Origin of the sequence: Eubacterium sp. An11 (genome assembly GCF_002161065.1) — a bacterium.
Classification (GTDB): Bacteria; Bacillota; Clostridia; order Lachnospirales; family Lachnospiraceae; genus Anaerobutyricum; species Anaerobutyricum faecale.
Genome location: NZ_NFLV01000006.1, coordinates 95,492 through 112,806, shown reverse-complemented (window position 1 = coordinate 112,806; position 17,315 = coordinate 95,492). Strand labels below are relative to the sequence as shown.

The following is a 17,315-nucleotide window of genomic DNA, read 5'->3' as shown; positions in this document are numbered from 1 at the left end:
AGCTGTGATCAGATATCATAAATTTGAATACCACATTTTTTGGCGAGGGCCACAGAAGCGGCATTCTCCGGGCGGATTCGGGCAATAAACTGTTCGAATCCGCCCTTTTTGCGTCCGTAGGCTATCAGGCCGCGAAGCACTTCTTCGGCAAATCCCCGATGCTGGTATTTGCTGAGCAGAGCATAACTGACTTCTGCGGAAAGTTGACGATGACTGGCGCTGGTATCGGCCGTGATAATGGTTGAGCTGTCTTCAACTCTATTCTGAGTGGCCGGGAATAAACGATCGCCGTCAGGGGCAGCCTCAGTAACTCCGGCGAACCCCGCGATTCCCATGAAATCCTCCGATTCTTTTTCCAGAACCGCATAGAGGCCGAAACCAAAAAACGGATACTGGTGTCGGATATAATCTGAGAGGAACTCTTCCGGATTGTGACAGCCAGAAGGAAAAAAGCAGCCGTCAGAATTCTGTACATTTTCCTGCTGCAGAAGGTCCAGCGGGTCGAAATCTTCCTGGCATAATTCCCGGAGCAGGCAGCGTTCCGTCCGAAGAATCCACATGGGCTGCCGGTAATAACGGCAGTACACTTCATAAAGAAACTCCGGCGTCAGCGCCTCGGGGGACAGGATCAGCCAGGGTGTTCCCATCAGATCCTCAGAAGAATTGCCCTCGTGGGAGACGGCGATGACCGGCAGTCCTTCAGTCTTGTAGCGCCCAATGGCCTCATCGGTGTCGCAGAGGATGATCGTGCCGCCGCCTGGATCTGTGGCCGTTGAATCCACCGACATGATCGTCGAATCCACCGACATAATGGAAGGGCATGACAAAACGTCCGCTGCGCGGCGGTAAGCCTGGTCATAGGGCGGCATCATATCGAATTTTAAAATAAAATGTAACGGTGCTTGCATGTCGGTTTCCTTTCCCGGTCTCTGCGGTGATATATGAGGCGAAATATTTTTTGATTCTTAATTGAAACGCCGGTGCATTTTTGTCGCCGCTTTTATGCGGCTGGCCGAAATATTTCAGCAAGAAAATGTACGGTATTTCTACAGGTTTTTATTACCATCAGTCTATAGCATTTCCAATTCCTGTGCAAGAGCCAAAACGGCCTTGTCGGACAGGGGGATATGTGGTAAGGTAAAAAAGAAACAACAGGCGGACATCGTGCCGCAGTGATGATAAAGAATAAACCTGCTGCCTGCAGGGAAAAGTAAATGCAGGCGCGTATGGAGGGATACATTTTGGAGATAAAGTTTAAACCGGAACCGGAAAAGAAAGATACTGGAGCTGGAACGCCGCCGGAAGAAAAGCCGTCGGCAGCAGAGGAAACCATCGGTGCAGCGGAAACAGGAGGAGCGGCGGAGCCAGAAGCAGAAAAGCCGGCAGAGCCGGAGGAAAATGTCACAGAGGAGACAGCTGATATCAGTCCTGTGGAAACCGGGACCGGCAGCACGGCGGAAGGTGCCGGAACGGAAGATGATCCGGAGGAATCCGCCGGCATGAAACGCCGCAGGCGTTCCCGGAAGCGCGTGGCTTTGTACAACGATGAAGAAGAGCCGGGAGGAGCAGACGGCGAAAGCCGGAAGGAGATGGAAACGCCGGAAGATTCCCGGGATGATGATATTTTAAAGACCGTCGGCGAAGCTGTGGAGAAGAAACCTCTGCGGCTGTGGCAGAAGATTCTGCTGGCGGCCGGCGTTGTGGTTCTGGCAGTGATACTCACTTTTGGGTTTTCCATCTGGCGGGAGTATTCCAGGACGGAGTCCACGGAAGGCAATCCGGTGGAAGTGACCATTGATCAGGGCAGCAGCACCAGACAGGTGGCGCAGGAGCTGAAAGACGCGGGCGTCATCCGTTATGAAACGGCATTTTTACTGAAAATATATTTTTCCGATGACAGAGGAAAGCTCCGTTATGGAACTTTTGAACTCAACGACGGCATGTGTCTGGATGATGTGATTGAGGCGCTGGTGACCGGCGGTGCTCAGAAGAAGGAAGACTCCTTCACCATTCCGGAGGGCTACTCCATTCCGATGATCGCGGAGAAGCTGGAAAACGAAGGCGTTATGAGCCAGGAGGAGTTCCTGACAGCGGTGGAAAACGCGGCGGCGGATTTTCAGTATAAGGATATCCTGCCGGCGGCGGATCAGGTATTTTATCAGCTGGAAGGATACATTTTCCCGGATACGTATTATCTGTCGGAGGATATGACCGGGGATGAGCTGGTGGCCAAGATCCTCGATGAATTCCTGCAGAAGTTTGATGAGCAGCGGCAGCAGGAGGCCGAGGCTATGGGTATGAGCGTGGAAGAGGTGCTCATCCGTGCGTCTCTGGTGCAGAAAGAGACCGAGCGTCCGGAAGAATACCCTATGGTAGCCGGCGTCATCAATAACCGGCTGGCACAGAATATGCGTCTGCAGTTTGATTCCACGGTGGTATATGCGATGACGAAAGGAATGTACGGGGTGGACCGGGTCCTGTATGCGGATCTGGAGATTGACTCCCCATATAATACTTACAAAAATGACGGACTTCCTGTGGGTCCGATCTGCAGTCCGAGTCTGGAGGCCATCGACGGCGTGCTGCATCCGGCGGAGCATAATTATCTGTATTTCCAGACAGATCAGGTGAAGAATGACGGCTCCAACTTGTATTTTGAGACCTACGAGGAGCATGCGGCAGCAGCAGCCACCACGGAAAATCCGTCGGCGTCTTCAGATCAGGACGGGGAGAACACGGAAGCGGCAGGTTCATCAGACGGCGCTGCAGCGACGTCTGATGCAGCAGGGCAGACCACGGCAGCATCGGACGAGACAGGAGAAACCACAGCGGCAGATCCGGCAGGGGAAACCGCCGCTGTACCGGACGGACAAGGCCGGTAATCATATAGAAGAATTTTTCTGACAGCGGGTTTCTGTATGCAAACGAGGCTTAATGGAAAAATATATAGTGAAAAAGTCATAAAGAACAATTGATTAATTTGACGATTATGATATAATAACGTCATGAAATTATTTTCTACATGAAGTACCCCTCACTTCAGAAAGACGGCTGTGCGTAAGTTGCACGGCCGTCTTTTTTTTAAAAAAGCGGAGCGGCTGTGTGAAGGATGCAGACCGGTATATGATAAGGAGGAGAGAAGAATCGCGGATATTTTGTGCTGGACGACCATTGCTGTATTTTGTGGACTGCTGCTCGTCATCGCCTGGACAGATTTTAAGACCATGCGGATTCCCAACCGGCTGAACGGAGCTGTTTTTGTGACGGGAATTTGTTCGGTCTTTACAGTACCGGGACCGGATATGGTGGAACGCATGCTGGGGATGCTGGTGATCAGCGTTCCCATGTTTCTGACCGCCGTGCTGGTACCGGGCGGTTTTGGCGGCGGCGATATCAAACTGATGGCGGCGGGAGGCCTGTTTCTCGGCTGGAAAGGAACGGTGCTGGCGGCGGTGCTGGGGATTTTTGCCGGTGGAATCTGGGGATTGTATCTGGTACTATTTAAAAGAGCGGGCCGCCGGGATGCATTTCCCTTCGGACCGTGTTTATGCGGCGGAATGCTGGCATCATTTGTAATATTTTGCATGCGGGAATCATATCTTATACTATGAATCAATTTTATGTAATCTGCCGGGGTATTGTGAAAGTCTTCACAGGAGTGATGTGGGGATTGCTTTTTGGCGTGTTTTTTCTGTCCGGACTGGCCTTTCTTGCCGGCCGGCAGATCTATTATGAGACCTCGGACAGCATGAGTCCGGTCATTGAAAAAGGAAGTCTTTTGTTTGTAAAAGAAGAGGAAGAGTATGAGACCGGGGATATTGTGGCTTTTTACGCCCCTTATGGTGGACAGCTCATCTGCGTGACCCACCGCATTGTGGATAAAGTACAGCCGGACGCCTATGTCACAAAGGGAGACGCCAATGCCCGGGAGGACCGTCTGGTCATCCGGAAGGAGCAGATTTACGGGGTGGTCACGGAGTACATTTCCTATTTTGGATACATTTGTTTTTTTATACAGAGAAACAGTACTTTTTTGTTGTTTTTTTTCATTTTTTCACTGTTGTGGAGGAAATGAGGCGGTGCCGGGGATTCCGGCACAGGAACCTGCTGTATACAGGGATTTTTATGTATCCGATAGCAGCGTAGGATGTCTGAAAATCGGCGCGGCATACGTTAAAAGTACTGTGTCAAGGGCAACATTTGGCAGATTGACATTTTTTAGGGTATAATCTTGTATTTGTATACAAACATGGGCGATTTCGCTTTACAGATTCTCAAAAAAATGTTAATATTATGTCGAATTATAAACCATATCTTTAACTTATTAAGGAGGAAATTTCAATGCCTAGAGCAAAACAGTCCATGGATGGAAATACCGCTGCTGCTCATGTTGCTTACGCTTATACTGAAGTTGCAGCTATCTATCCTATCACACCATCCAGTCCAATGGCTGACTCCATCGATCAGTGGGCAGCTGCCGGACAGGAGAACATTTTTGGTCATCAGGTAATAGTAAATGAAATGCAGTCCGAGGCAGGTGCAGCAGGTGCTGTACACGGTTCTCTGGCAGCAGGTGCTCTTACCACAACATTTACAGCATCTCAGGGTCTTCTGTTAATGATCCCTAATATGTACAAGATTGCTGCAGAACAGCTTCCATGTGTATTTGATGTTTCCGCACGTACTGTTTCCACACAGTCCCTGAACATCTTCGGCGACCACAGCGATGTTTACGCCTGCCGTCAGACCGGTTTCGCTATGCTGGCTGAGACAAACCCACAGGAAGTTATGGACTTAAGCCCGGTAGCACATCTTGCAGCCCTTGAAGGCAAAGTTCCGTTTATCAACTTCTTCGATGGTTTCCGTACTTCCCACGAGATTCAGAAGATTGAAAAATGGGATTACGAAGATCTGAAAGAAATGTGCAACATGGACGCTGTAAAAGCTTTCCGTGAGCATGCACTGAACCCTGAAAAACCTGCTATGCGCGGTTCTCACGAGAACGGCGACGTTTTCTTCCAGCATCGTGAGGCATGTAACTCCGTTTACGACGCTTTACCGGCTGTTGTAGAGAAATACATGGCAAAAATCAATGAAAAATTAGGCACAGACTACGACTTATTCAATTACTACGGCGCTCCGGATGCAGACCGTGTGATCATCGCTATGGGATCCATCTGTGACGTTGCAGAAGAAGTTATCGATTATCTGACAAAGGCCGGCGAAAAAGTTGGTTTAGTTAAAGTTCGTTTATATCGTCCATGGGTATCCTCCTCATTACTGAAGGTACTTCCTAAGACAGTGAAGAAGATTGCAGTTCTTGACCGTACAAAAGAGCCAGGTTCCTTAGGCGAGCCTCTGTACCTGGATGTTGCTGCTACTCTTCGTGAAGCTGGTCTTAACGATATCGTTCTTACAGGCGGACGTTATGGATTAGGTTCCAAAGATACCCCTCCATCATCTGTATTCGCTGTATATACAGAGCTTCAGAAAGATGATCCGAAGCCTCGTTTCACAATCGGTATCGTGGACGATGTTACAAATCTGTCCCTGCCGGAGGTTAAACCTGCTCCGATCACATCTGCTCCTGGTACAGTAGAATGTAAGTTCTGGGGTCTTGGCGGAGACGGTACTGTTGGTGCTAACAAGAACTCCACAAAGATCATCGGTGACCACACAGATAAATATATCCAGGCTTACTTCCAGTATGACTCCAAGAAGACAGGTGGTATCACAATTTCTCACCTTCGTTTTGGTGACAACCCGATCAAGAGCCCGTATTACATCAACCAGGCTGACTTCGTTGCCTGTCATAACCCATCTTACGTTGTAAAAGGCTACAAGATGGTTCAGGACGTAAAACCAGGCGGAATCTTCATGATCAACTGCCAGTGGAGCGACGAAGAATTAGACAAACATATGCCTGCAGAGTCCAAGAAATACATTGCAGACAACAACATTCAGTTATACACCATCAACGCTATCGACAAAGCGATTGAGATCGGTATGGGTAAACGTACCAACACAATCCTTCAGTCCGCGTTCTTCAAACTTGCGAACCTGATGCCGATCGAGGAAGCAGTTGAGTACATGAAAGCAGCTGCTAAGAAGTCCTACAGCAAGAAGGGTGACGCAGTAGTAGAGATGAACTACAAAGCAATCGACGCTGGTGTAGACGCTCTTCATAAAGTAGAGGTTCCAGCTTCCTGGTCCAATCCGGAACCGGATGCTCCGGCACCAGAACTGGAAGGTCGTCCTGCAACAGTGAAGATGGTAAAAGAGTTAATGGAACCTATCGGACTTATGGATGGCGACAACCTGCCAGTATCCGCATTCAAGGATATCGCAGACGGTCAGTTCGAGCTGGGTGCTTCCGCATACGAGAAACGTGGTACAGCCGTAACAGTTCCTGAATGGGATCCTGAGAAATGTATCCAGTGTAACCAGTGTGCGTTTGTATGTTCCCATGCTACAATCCGTCCGTTCATGGTAAGCGAGGATGAGATCAAAGCTGCACCTGATAACATGAAGGTTGCAGATACAAAACCGAAAGCAAGCGAATACAAATATACAATGAGCGTATCTCCGTTAGACTGTATGGGATGCGGCGAGTGTATCACAGTCTGCCCGACAGCAGCTATCCAGATGGTACCTCAGGAATCCCAGGCAGATCAGCAGCCAGTATTCGATTACCTGGTAGCAAGCGTTGGAAAGAAACCGGGCGCACCTGCAGATACAACTGTAAAAGGTTCCCAGTTCAACCAGCCGCTGCTTGAGTTCTCCGGATCCTGTGCAGGATGTGCAGAGACATCCTACGCTCGTCTGATCACTCAGTTATTTGGTGAGCAGATGTACATCAGTAACGCAACAGGATGTTCCTCCATCTGGGGCGGACCTGCTGCAACATGTCCATATACTGTAAACAAAGACTCCGGACAGGGTCCTGCCTGGGCGAACTCCTTATTCGAGGACAACGCTGAGCATGGTTTCGGTATGTACCTTGGACAGAAGACTTTACGTGAACAGGCTATCGCTAAATTACAGAAGATGGCTGCTTCCGATAAAGCAACAGACGAATTCAAGGCTGCATTCAACAAGTTCATGGAGACAAAAGAGAACACCAGAGAGAACATGGCTGATACAAAAGCCCTGATCGCAGAACTGGAAAAAGCTGCCGCTGCCGGATGCCCGGATGCTGCAGAAGTTCTTGAGAAGAAACAGTATCTCTCCAAGAAATCCATCTGGATCTTCGGTGGTGACGGATGGGCATACGATATCGGTTTCGGCGGACTTGACCATGTACTTGCTTCCGGCGAGAACGTAAACGTAATGGTATTCGATACAGAGATGTACTCCAACACAGGTGGACAGGCATCCAAAGCTTCCAACATCGGTGAAGTTTGTCAGTTCGCTGCAGCTGGTAAAGAAGTAAGCAAGAAGAGCCTTGCTGAGATCGCTATGAGCTATGGTTACGTATACGTAGCACAGATTGCTCTGGGCGCTAACCCTAACCAGGCTGTTAAATGTCTCGTAGAGGCAGAAGCTTACGACGGACCATCCCTGATCATCGGATACGCTCCATGTGAACTTCACGGAATCGCCAAAGGCGGAATGAACCACTGCCAGGATGAGATGAAGAAAGCCGTTAAGGCTGGTTACTGGAACCTCTTCTCCTTCGACCCAGCTAAGAAAGCAGAAGGAAAGAATCCATTCACTCTGACATCCAAAGAGGGCGACGGTTCTTATCAGGAATTCCTGAACAACGAGGCTCGTTATACTCGTCTGGTGAAACCATTCCCAGAAAGAGCAGAGAAACTCTTCAAAGAATCCGAAGAAGCTGCAAAGGCTCGTTACGAGAAACTGAAGAGAATGGTAGAACTCTACAAATAAAATATATCTGGAAGTGCCGCGTGCACGATTCTCAGATATGGACGGGACGGAAAGAGTATTCTCTTTCCGTCTCCCAATATAAAATGTACAGAGACTCCCGCGGGAAATCTTTTCCTGTGGGAGTTTTTTCTGAAATATAAGCTTTACGGGAAAAAACACTGTGGACCAATTGCGCCACGTAAAATGATGGTGCAATATAAAACAATGACACTATAACAATAGAAGGAAAACAAAGTAGAAAATGAACATAATATTTGACGTGGATGAAACCCTGTACGATATGGTTCAGCCTTTTGAACGGGCATTTAAAGAACTGTGGCAGGATAAATATGATATAGATATGTATGCACTGTATGCGGCTTCGCGCGTGCACAGCGACAAAGTTTTTGACCAGGTAATGGCGGGCACCATGACGGTGGACGGCGCCGGCGTTTACCGTATGACGCATGCGATGGAGGACTTTGGATTTGCGATCACGGAGGAAGAAGCCCTGGAATTCCAGCACGCTTACCGGAAACACCAGCAGCATCTGGATATCTCTGAAACAATGGAGAAGATTCTCGATCTGCTGAAAAATCGCAATGTTTCCCTGGCAATCCTCACCAACGGAGATACCGATCACCAGATGGAAAAGATCCGGGGGATGGGTCTGGAACGCTGGTTTTCTGACGACAAAATCTTTGTCTCCGACACCGTCGGATACTTCAAGCCGGATGTGCGCACCTTCCGGGCGGTAGAACAGGCCCTGGATCTCAACCGGGATGAAACCTGGTACATTGGTGATTCCATCGAAAACGATGTGGAAGGAGCCGGAGCGGCCGGCTGGCATATGATACTTTTAAACCGCCATCACAACGATACTTCAATTATCCGGCATCAGCCGGACTATATCGTGGAGAGCGAGGAGGAGCTGCTGGAAATATTGAAGAGGATTGTGGGAGATTTGTAAATATATTAATAAAAAATAAAATATTGAAAAAATATTTATTGTCATTGCATTTCTGGCTCTTTTAGATAAAAAAAGAAGTGAGAAATAAATTTGCCTATCCTGTCTGCACTCAGGATAGGCGAAGTCATTAAAGATGTTTTTATGTCAGGAAGGCTCCGCTTACAGAGCAGGTGCTTTCCTAACATCAATATAGCATAGTTTGTTTTGATTTACAAGAATATTTTTTGATATAAATATATTTATTGCAAAAGTGTATTTTCTGCTGAAATTATTTCCAATGGCTGTATATTTTGTGAAGGAACAAAATAATTCTCATTCGTTTTAAATTGTATTAATTGTATATATAAATGTGCTCTCAAAAGACTGTCACACTCTGCTGACAAAAAGAATTGCATTTTTTTGAATGCAATCAGCTGGATTTTTAGATGTAAATTGTGATAAATAAGAACAAAATAGGAGATATAGCTCAAAATAATCTGAAAATAATAAAGATTTAAAAATAAAAACTAATTATTAGACAATAGATTAAAATGTTTATATTTACAAATTCCCTGAAATACGGTAAGATGATAACTGCAAGACAGATGAGAAAGAATATCATGTTTGGATTATCTATAACTGTATAAGAGAAAGGGTGAGAGCATGTATCATCAGGAGAGAGTGCAGCAGGGCCTGTATGATTCCTCCTTTGAGCATGATAACTGCGGTATCGGAGCCGTGGTAAATATCAAGGGAATCAAGAGCCATGCGACAGTGTCCAATGCATTGAAAATTGTTGAAAATCTTGAACATAGAGCCGGCAAAGACGCCGAGGGTAAGACAGGTGATGGAGTAGGAATCTTAGTACAGATTTCCCATAAGTTCTTCAAGAAAGCCTGTGATTCCCTCGGCATTTTTATTGGTCAGGAAAGAGATTATGGTATTGGTATGTTCTTCATGCCGCAGGATGAATTGAAGAGAAACCGCGCCAAGAAAATGTTCGAAATTATCGTGGAGAAAGAGGGACTGAATTTCCTCGGATGGAGAGAGGTTCCGGTACAGCCGGAGATCCTCGGAAAGAAGGCCAAAGACTGCATGCCTTATATCATGCAGGGCTTTGTGAAACGTCCGTTTGATGTGCCGAGAGGTGTGGATTTTGACCGTCGTCTTTACATTGTAAGACGAGTATTTGAGCAGTCCAATGATTTCTCTTACGTGGTTTCTTTGAGCAGCCGGACCATCGTATATAAAGGAATGTTCCTGGTGGGACAGCTTCGTAACTTCTATGCGGATCTCCATGATCCGGATTATGAATCTGCCATTGCACTGGTACATTCCCGTTTCTCCACCAACACAGTGCCTAGCTGGGAGAAAGCGCATCCGTACCGTTATATTGTTCATAATGGTGAGATCAACACTATCCGGGGTAACGCCGACAAGATGCTCGCCCGGGAAGAGAAGATGGAGTCCGATTATCTGAAAGATGAAATGACAAAGCTGACTCCGGTTGTGGATCCGAATGGTTCTGACTCCGCAAGACTTGATAATACGCTGGAATTCCTGGTGATGAGCGGTATGCCTCTGCCTCTGGCAGTGATGATCCTCATTCCGGAGCCGTGGCAGAATGATGAGAGTATGAGCCGGGAAAAGAGAGACTTCTATCAGTATTATGCTACTATGATGGAGCCGTGGGACGGCCCGGCATCCATTCTGTTCTCTGACGGAGATATCATGGGAGCCGTTCTGGACAGAAATGGTTTGAGACCTTCCCGTTACTATATTACCGATGATGATCAGCTGATCCTTTCTTCTGAGGTGGGTGTGCTGGATTTTGACGTCACTCACATTGTGAAGAAAGAGAGACTGCATCCGGGCAAAATGCTTCTGGTCGACACTGTAAAAGGTGAGCTCATTGACGATGAAGTATTAAAAGATTCTTATGTTAAGAAACAGCCTTACGGTGAATGGCTGTCTGATAACCTGGTACAGCTTTCTGATCTGAAGATTCCGAATGTGGCTGTGGAAGAATATGACTATGTAGAAAATAACCGACTGATGAAGGCCTTTGGCTATACCTATGAGGATCTGAAATCGGCGATCCTTCCGATGGCCTTAAATGGAAATGAAGCCATCGGCGCCATGGGTATCGATTCCCCGCTGCCGGTGCTTTCCAAAATGCATCAGCCGCTGTTTAACTACTTTAAGCAGATGTTTGCCCAGGTAACCAACCCTCCGATTGACGCCCTGCGGGAGGAAATCGTCACCTCTACTTCTATTTATATTGGAGATGAGGGAAATATCCTCGAAGAAAAGGCGGAGAACTGCCGGGTATTAAAAGTAAATAATCCGATTCTTACCAACACGGACCTGTTAAAGATCCGTTACGCAAAGATTCATAATATCGTGACGAAGGATGTGCCGATTACTTATTATAAGGGCACCAATCTGGAAAAGGCCATCCAGCGTCTCTGCATCGAAGTGGACCAGGCCCACAAAAACGGTGCGACGGTTGTCATTCTGACTGACCGGGGTGTGGATGAAAATCATGTGGCGATCCCGTCTCTGCTGGCGGTATCCGCAGTGCATCAGCATCTGATTCAGACAAAGAAGAGTACATCGGTGAAGATTATTCTGGAAAGTGGAGAACCGAGAGAGGTGCATCATTTTGCCACACTGCTTGGTTACGGCGCTTGTGCCATCAATCCGTACATGGCGCAGTTTGGTATTAAGAAACTCATCCAGGACGGTCTGCTGAAAAAAGACTATTATGCGGCCGTGGATGATTACAATAACGCAGTGCTGCACGGTATCGTGAAGATTGCCTCCAAGATGGGTATTTCCACTCTGCAGTCCTATCAGGGTTCCCAGATCTTTGAGGCGGTGGGCATCAGCAAAGATGTCATTGACAAATACTTTACCAACACCGTCAGCCGGGTGGAAGGTATCACCCTTGATGATATCGCGGAAGATGTGGATGTGCACCATTCCAAAGCGTTCGATCTGCTGGGACTGACCAATGACCTGACTCTGGACAGCGAGGGAACACACCAGTACAGAAGCGGAAAGGAAGAACATCTCTATAATCCGCTGACCATTCATACTTTACAGACAGCCACATGGACGGGAAATTATGAACTGTTTAAACAGTATACGTCCATGATCAATAAAGAAAATGCACCGATCACCCTGCGGGGACTGATTGATTTTGAATATCCGGAAAAGGGAATTCCGATTGAGGAAGTGGAACCGGCTGAGTCCATTGTAAGGAGATTTAAGACAGGAGCCATGAGTTACGGTTCCATCTCCAAAGAAGCCCATGAGACTCTGGCCATCGCCATGAATAAGATCCATGGTAAATCCAATACCGGTGAAGGCGGCGAGGATCTGGAGAGACTGACCGTCGGACCGGACGGACTGAATAAATGTTCCGCCATCAAACAGGTGGCTTCCGGACGTTTCGGTGTGACCAGCCGTTATCTGGTCAGCGCGCAGGAGATTCAGATCAAGATGGCCCAGGGTGCAAAACCGGGCGAGGGCGGTCATCTGCCTGGAGCCAAGGTTTATCCGTGGGTGGCAAAGACCAGACACTCAACGCCGGGCGTGGGTCTGATTTCCCCGCCACCGCACCACGATATTTACAGTATCGAGGACCTGGCACAGTTAATTTATGATCTGAAAAATGCCAACAAAGATGCCCGGATTTCTGTCAAGCTGGTATCTGAAGCCGGCGTCGGTACGGTTGCTGCCGGTGTGGCAAAGGCCGGTGCGCAGGTCATCCTGATTTCCGGTTATGACGGAGGTACAGGAGCGGCGCCTAGAAACTCTATCTACAATGCGGGACTTCCATGGGAGCTGGGCCTGGCAGAAACACACCAGACGCTGATTCAGAATGATCTGCGTAACAAGGTTATCATCGAGACAGACGGAAAGCTCATGAGTGGAAGAGACGTGGCCATCGCGGCGGCTCTGGGAGCAGAGGAATTCGGTTTTGCCACCGGTCCGCTGATCACCATGGGATGCGTCATGATGCGTGTCTGCAATCTGGATACCTGTCCGGTTGGTGTGGCAACACAGAATCCGGAACTGAGAAAACGTTTCAAAGGAAAACCGGAATACGTCATCAATTACATGATGTTCATCGCCCAGGAACTGAGAGAGTACATGGCAAAACTTGGCGTGCGCACTGTGGATGAACTGGTGGGACGGACAGATTTATTGAAAGAGCGTCCGGAAGCACAGGAGAAATACCATCTGGATTTATCCAAAATTCTGGATAATCCGTATTTGGATAAGACTCATCCGATCTGCTACAACAAAAAGAATGAATATAATTTTGAGCTGGAAAAGACTGTGGATGCGAAGATTCTTCTCAATAAATTAAAGACAGCACTGGATAAAAAACAGAAGAGAAGCATTTCCATCGACGTGGGCAACACCAACAGAGCCCTCGGCACCATGTTTGGATCTGAGATTACCAAGAAATATCAGGATACGCTGGATGACGACACATTTACTGTGCAGTGTACCGGCGCCGGCGGACAGAGCTTCGGTGCATTTATTCCGAAGGGACTGACCCTGGAGCTGATCGGAGACAGCAACGATTACTTTGGCAAAGGCTTATCCGGCGGAAAACTGATCGTATATCCTCCGAAGGGAATCCGTTTCAAAGCGGATGACAATATCATCATCGGAAACGTGGCTCTTTACGGTGCGACCAGCGGCCAGGCCTACATCAACGGTGTGGCGGGAGAACGTTTCTGTGTTCGTAACTCCGGAGCTACAGCGGTCGTGGAAGGCGTCGGAGATCACGGCTGTGAATACATGACGGGAGGAAAGGTTCTGATCATCGGTAAAACCGGTAAGAACTTTGCGGCCGGCATGAGCGGCGGTGTGGCCTATGTTCTCGATGAGGACAGTGACCTGTACCTGCGGCTCAACAGAGAGATGGTTTCTTCCGAGCCGATCGTATCCAAATACGATGTTATGGAGATTAAGGACATGATCACAGATCATGTGGCGTATACCAATTCCGAAAAAGGAAAAGAAATTCTGAATAACTTCAGCGAATATCTGCCGAAATTTAAGAAGATCATTCCGCATGATTACAAGAAGGTTCTGCAGAAGATTTCCGAGCTGGAAGGCAAGGGCTTAAGTGCAGAACAGGCGCAGATTGAAGCATTTTATGAGATAAAAAGAGGATAGGAGGGGAGAATCGTGGGAAAGCCAACTGGATTTTTGGAATATGAAAGAAAAGAAAGCGTTGCGGAAGCGCCGTTAAAACGAATCAGACATTTCAATGAATTTCATACCCCTCTGTCCCGGAAAGAACAGGAAATACAGGGAGCCAGATGTATGAACTGCGGTGTGCCGTTCTGCCAGTCCGGTATTCTGATCAATGGAATGGTGACCGGATGCCCGTTGAATAATCTGATTCCTGAGTGGAATGATGCGACTTATACTGGAAACTGGGATGAAGCGTACCAGAGATTAAAAAAGACAAACCCGTTCCCGGAATTTACCGGGCGGGTCTGCCCGCATCCTTGCGAGGTAGGCTGTACCTGTAATTTGAACGGGGACCCGATCAATATTAAAGAAAAAGAGTTGAGCATCATCGAGCGGGCCTACGAGAGAGGTCTTGCCAAACCGGAACCGCCGGCTGTGCGGACCGGCAAAAAGGTAGCCGTCGTAGGTTCCGGACCATCAGGACTGACAGTGGCACATTATCTGAATATGCGTGGACATTCCGTGACAGTCTATGAGCGTTCTGACCGTCCGGGTGGACTGATGATGTACGGAATCCCGAATATGAAGCTGGAAAAGATTTATATCGAGCGAAAGATCGATATTATGAAAGAGGAAGGCGTCACCTTCAAGACCAGCGTCAACGTGGGTGTGGACATCAAGGCAGAGGAGCTGAAAGAAGAGTACGATGCCATCGTGCTGTGCTGCGGCGCTTCTGATCCGAGAGATCTGAAGGTGCCGGGAAGAAAGAGCAAAGGCATTTATTTCGCGGTGGATTATCTGACGGCCACCACAAAAAGCCTGCTGAATTCCAATTTTGCTGATAAGAAATATATCGACGCCAAAGATAAAAATGTCATGGTGATCGGCGGCGGTGACACAGGCAACGACTGTGTGGGAACATCCATCCGTCTGGGCTGCAAGAGTATGCTCCAGCTGGAGATGATGCCGAAACTGCCGGACGAGAGACAGCCAAATAACCCTTGGCCGGAGTGGCCGAGAGTCTGCAAGACTGACTACGGTCAGGAAGAATCCATCGCTGTCTTCGGTAAAGATCCGCGGGTATATCAGACCACGGTCAAAGAATTTATCGCCAATGAAAAGGGAGAGGTCTGCAAAGCAAAACTTGTTAAACTGGAAAGCAAGTTTGACAAAAAGGCTGGCCGGAACATCATGGCGGAAGTGGCTGGCAGTGAATACGAAGTTCCGGTGGATCTGGTTCTCATTGCGGCAGGATTCCTGGGAAGCCAGTCCTATGTGACTAAAGCTTTTGGCGTGGACACCAACGAGCGGAGTAACGTAAAAACAGAAGCAGGATCCTATAAGACAAATGTGGATAAAGTATTTGCAGCCGGAGATATGCACCGTGGACAGTCCCTGGTGGTATGGGCCATCCGCGAGGGCCGCGACTGCGCAAGAGAAGTAGATTTATCCCTTATGGGATATACAAACCTGTAACCACCAGGCCATCAAAACATGCATCTGCTCGTGCTTGCATGAAAGCAGATGCGTGTTTTAGAGGGCCGCCCCCACATGAGCAAGAAGCTCGATAGAGCGGAATGCGAATGAGGGGAGGATTGCGGGAGCGTGAAACGCGGAGCAATCCGGGTGGTTACAAAAGAAAGAGAACGAATGGCCGCCCCCACATGAGCAAGAAGCTCGATAGAGCGGAATGCGAATGAGGGGAGGATTGCGGGAGCGTGAAACGCGGAGCAATCCGGGTGGTTACAAAAACGGGTATTACAAATACCTGCATGACATCAGCCAATCAGTTTTATTTTGATCATATAATAACTTTCCTGAACCGGCGGACCGGGGCGGCATCTTGTGTGCCGCGCCGGTCCGCTGGCATATCCGGAGGGCGGATAATATTTATAAATAAAAAATAGAAGCATTTTTATTTTGTTTGTGCTAAAATAGGAGTGTTATTCTGTTGGTCTTTACAAACGATAATAAAAACGAGGAATTACCGTAGTTTTGGACATGCAGATATGAAACGTTTTGAAATTGTATGAAAAGAACAGGAGTGACAGTATGAATTTAGAGGCAAAAGCTTTAGTGACATTCTTACAGAAATTTGATGAGCATCCCTTCACAGTAAAAATCGGAGATGAAGAGGCGCAGATCGGAGAAGGTAAATCAGAATTTACCGTTGTTTTCAATAAGGTTCCTTCCATGAAGGATCTGCTGACAAGCACATCCATCGCCCTGGGCGAGGCGTATATGGACAGAGATATGGAGATCGAGGGAGACCTTTACCATGCCCTTAATATGTTTATGGGACAGATGGGTAAGTTTTCTACCGACCAGAAATCTCTGAAAAAATTGATTTTTTCATCTTTGAGCAAATCCAATCAGTCCAAGGAAGTATCTTCTCATTATGATATCGGAAATGATTTTTATAAGCTGTGGCTGGATGAAACTCTGAGCTATTCCTGCGGATATTTTAAGAATCCGGATGATACGCTGTACCAGGCACAGGTGAATAAGGTAGATCGTATTCTGGAAAAATTGTATCTGCAGAAAGATATGACCCTTCTGGATATCGGATGCGGATGGGGCTTCCTCCTCATTGAGGCGGCGAAAAAATATGGTATCAAAGGCGTCGGCATCACATTAAGCAAAGAGCAGAAGAAGAAATTCGAAGAAAGAATCGTGGAAGAAGGGCTGGAAGGCCAGCTGAAAGTGGAATTGATGGATTACCGTGATCTGCCAAAGAGTGGTATGAAGTTTGACCGTGTGGTCAGCGTCGGCATGCTGGAGCATGTGGGACGGGATAATTATGATCTGTTTATGCGCAGTGTCAAAGAGGTTATGGAGCCGGGCGGATTATTCCTTCTTCATTATATCAGCGCTCTTCAGGAACATCCGGGTGACGCCTGGATCAAGAAATATATTTTCCCGGGCGGAGTGATTCCGTCATTGAGAGAGATTATCAACATTGCCGGTGATCATCGTTTCTATACCCTCGATGTGGAAAGTCTGCGCCGTCATTACAATAAGACTCTTCTGTGCTGGAATAAGAACTTCCAGGAGCATAAAGATGAGGTCGTGGAGATGTTCGGAGACCGGTTTGCCCGTATGTGGGAGCTTTACTTATGCGCCTGCGCGGCAACTTTCATGAACGGTATCATCGATCTGCATCAGATTCTGTTTACCAACGATGTAAACAATGATCTGCCGATGACACGGTGGTACTAAAAAATTTATTGATTCTTTTTTGTTTATCGCTTATGATGATACAAGGACAAAATAC

At 47.7% G+C, this 17,315-nt stretch carries 9 protein-coding genes; 8 read left to right on the top strand and 1 reads right to left on the bottom strand.

Annotated features, from left to right (window positions below; genetic code table 11):
• Nucleotides 1-8 precede the first annotated feature (8 nt).
• Nucleotides 9-908, bottom strand: a complete 900-nt coding sequence (locus B5E53_RS06895) for a GNAT family N-acetyltransferase (protein WP_087313461.1) — start codon at nt 906-908, stop codon at nt 9-11.
• A 333-nt stretch (nt 909-1,241) separates the two neighbouring features.
• On the opposite strand from B5E53_RS06895, the gene mltG reads away from it, so the two are divergent.
• The 8 genes from mltG (at nt 1,242) to B5E53_RS06850 (ending at nt 17,260) form a co-directional block, all read left to right on the top strand.
• A complete protein-coding gene (gene mltG, locus B5E53_RS06890) occupies nt 1,242-2,882 on the top strand; it encodes an endolytic transglycosylase MltG (protein WP_162611820.1) in 1,641 nt (546 codons plus the stop codon).
• Between the two features lie 171 nt (nt 2,883-3,053).
• Nucleotides 3,054-3,611: an A24 family peptidase gene (locus B5E53_RS06885; RefSeq protein ID WP_087313457.1), complete on the top strand. Its 558-nt coding sequence runs from the start codon at nt 3,054-3,056 to the stop codon at nt 3,609-3,611.
• Nucleotides 3,608-4,075 carry a signal peptidase I gene (locus tag B5E53_RS06880; RefSeq protein ID WP_162611819.1) on the top strand — a complete coding sequence of 156 codons (468 nt, stop codon included), beginning with the start codon at nt 3,608-3,610 and terminating at the stop codon, nt 4,073-4,075. Before B5E53_RS06885 ends, B5E53_RS06880 begins: the two co-directional genes overlap by 4 nt.
• 266 nt (nt 4,076-4,341) lie before the next feature.
• Complete coding sequence (gene nifJ / locus B5E53_RS06875; protein ID WP_087313452.1) at nt 4,342-7,890, top strand: pyruvate:ferredoxin (flavodoxin) oxidoreductase; 3,549 nt, start codon at nt 4,342-4,344, stop codon at nt 7,888-7,890.
• A 241-nt stretch (nt 7,891-8,131) separates the two neighbouring features.
• Nucleotides 8,132-8,839, top strand: coding sequence for an HAD family hydrolase (locus B5E53_RS06870; protein ID WP_087313450.1), 708 nt, complete (start codon nt 8,132-8,134; stop codon nt 8,837-8,839).
• A gap of 642 nt (nt 8,840-9,481) precedes the next feature.
• Nucleotides 9,482-14,020, top strand: coding sequence for a glutamate synthase large subunit (gene gltB / locus B5E53_RS06865; protein ID WP_087313448.1), 4,539 nt, complete (start codon nt 9,482-9,484; stop codon nt 14,018-14,020).
• 12 nt (nt 14,021-14,032) lie between these two features.
• The gene (locus B5E53_RS06860; RefSeq protein ID WP_087313446.1) at nt 14,033-15,517 is read left to right on the top strand and encodes a glutamate synthase subunit beta; all 1,485 of its coding nucleotides are present in this window, start codon (nt 14,033-14,035) and stop codon (nt 15,515-15,517) included.
• A gap of 576 nt (nt 15,518-16,093) precedes the next feature.
• Nucleotides 16,094-17,260: a cyclopropane-fatty-acyl-phospholipid synthase family protein gene (locus B5E53_RS06850; RefSeq protein ID WP_087313442.1), complete on the top strand. Its 1,167-nt coding sequence runs from the start codon at nt 16,094-16,096 to the stop codon at nt 17,258-17,260.
• Nucleotides 17,261-17,315: the final 55 nt, after the last annotated feature.

Excerpts from the sequence above, each read along its gene's own strand:
- B5E53_RS06895 (WP_087313461.1), bottom strand. The coding sequence starts at position 908 with ATGCAAGCACCGTTACATTTTATTTTAAAATTCGATATGATGCCGCCC.
- B5E53_RS06880 (WP_162611819.1), top strand. The coding sequence starts at position 3,608 with ATGAATCAATTTTATGTAATCTGCCGGGGTATTGTGAAAGTCTTCACA.
- nifJ (WP_087313452.1), top strand. The coding sequence starts at position 4,342 with ATGCCTAGAGCAAAACAGTCCATGGATGGAAATACCGCTGCTGCTCAT.
- B5E53_RS06870 (WP_087313450.1), top strand. The coding sequence starts at position 8,132 with ATGAACATAATATTTGACGTGGATGAAACCCTGTACGATATGGTTCAG.
- gltB (WP_087313448.1), top strand. The coding sequence starts at position 9,482 with ATGTATCATCAGGAGAGAGTGCAGCAGGGCCTGTATGATTCCTCCTTT.
- B5E53_RS06850 (WP_087313442.1), top strand. The coding sequence starts at position 16,094 with ATGAATTTAGAGGCAAAAGCTTTAGTGACATTCTTACAGAAATTTGAT.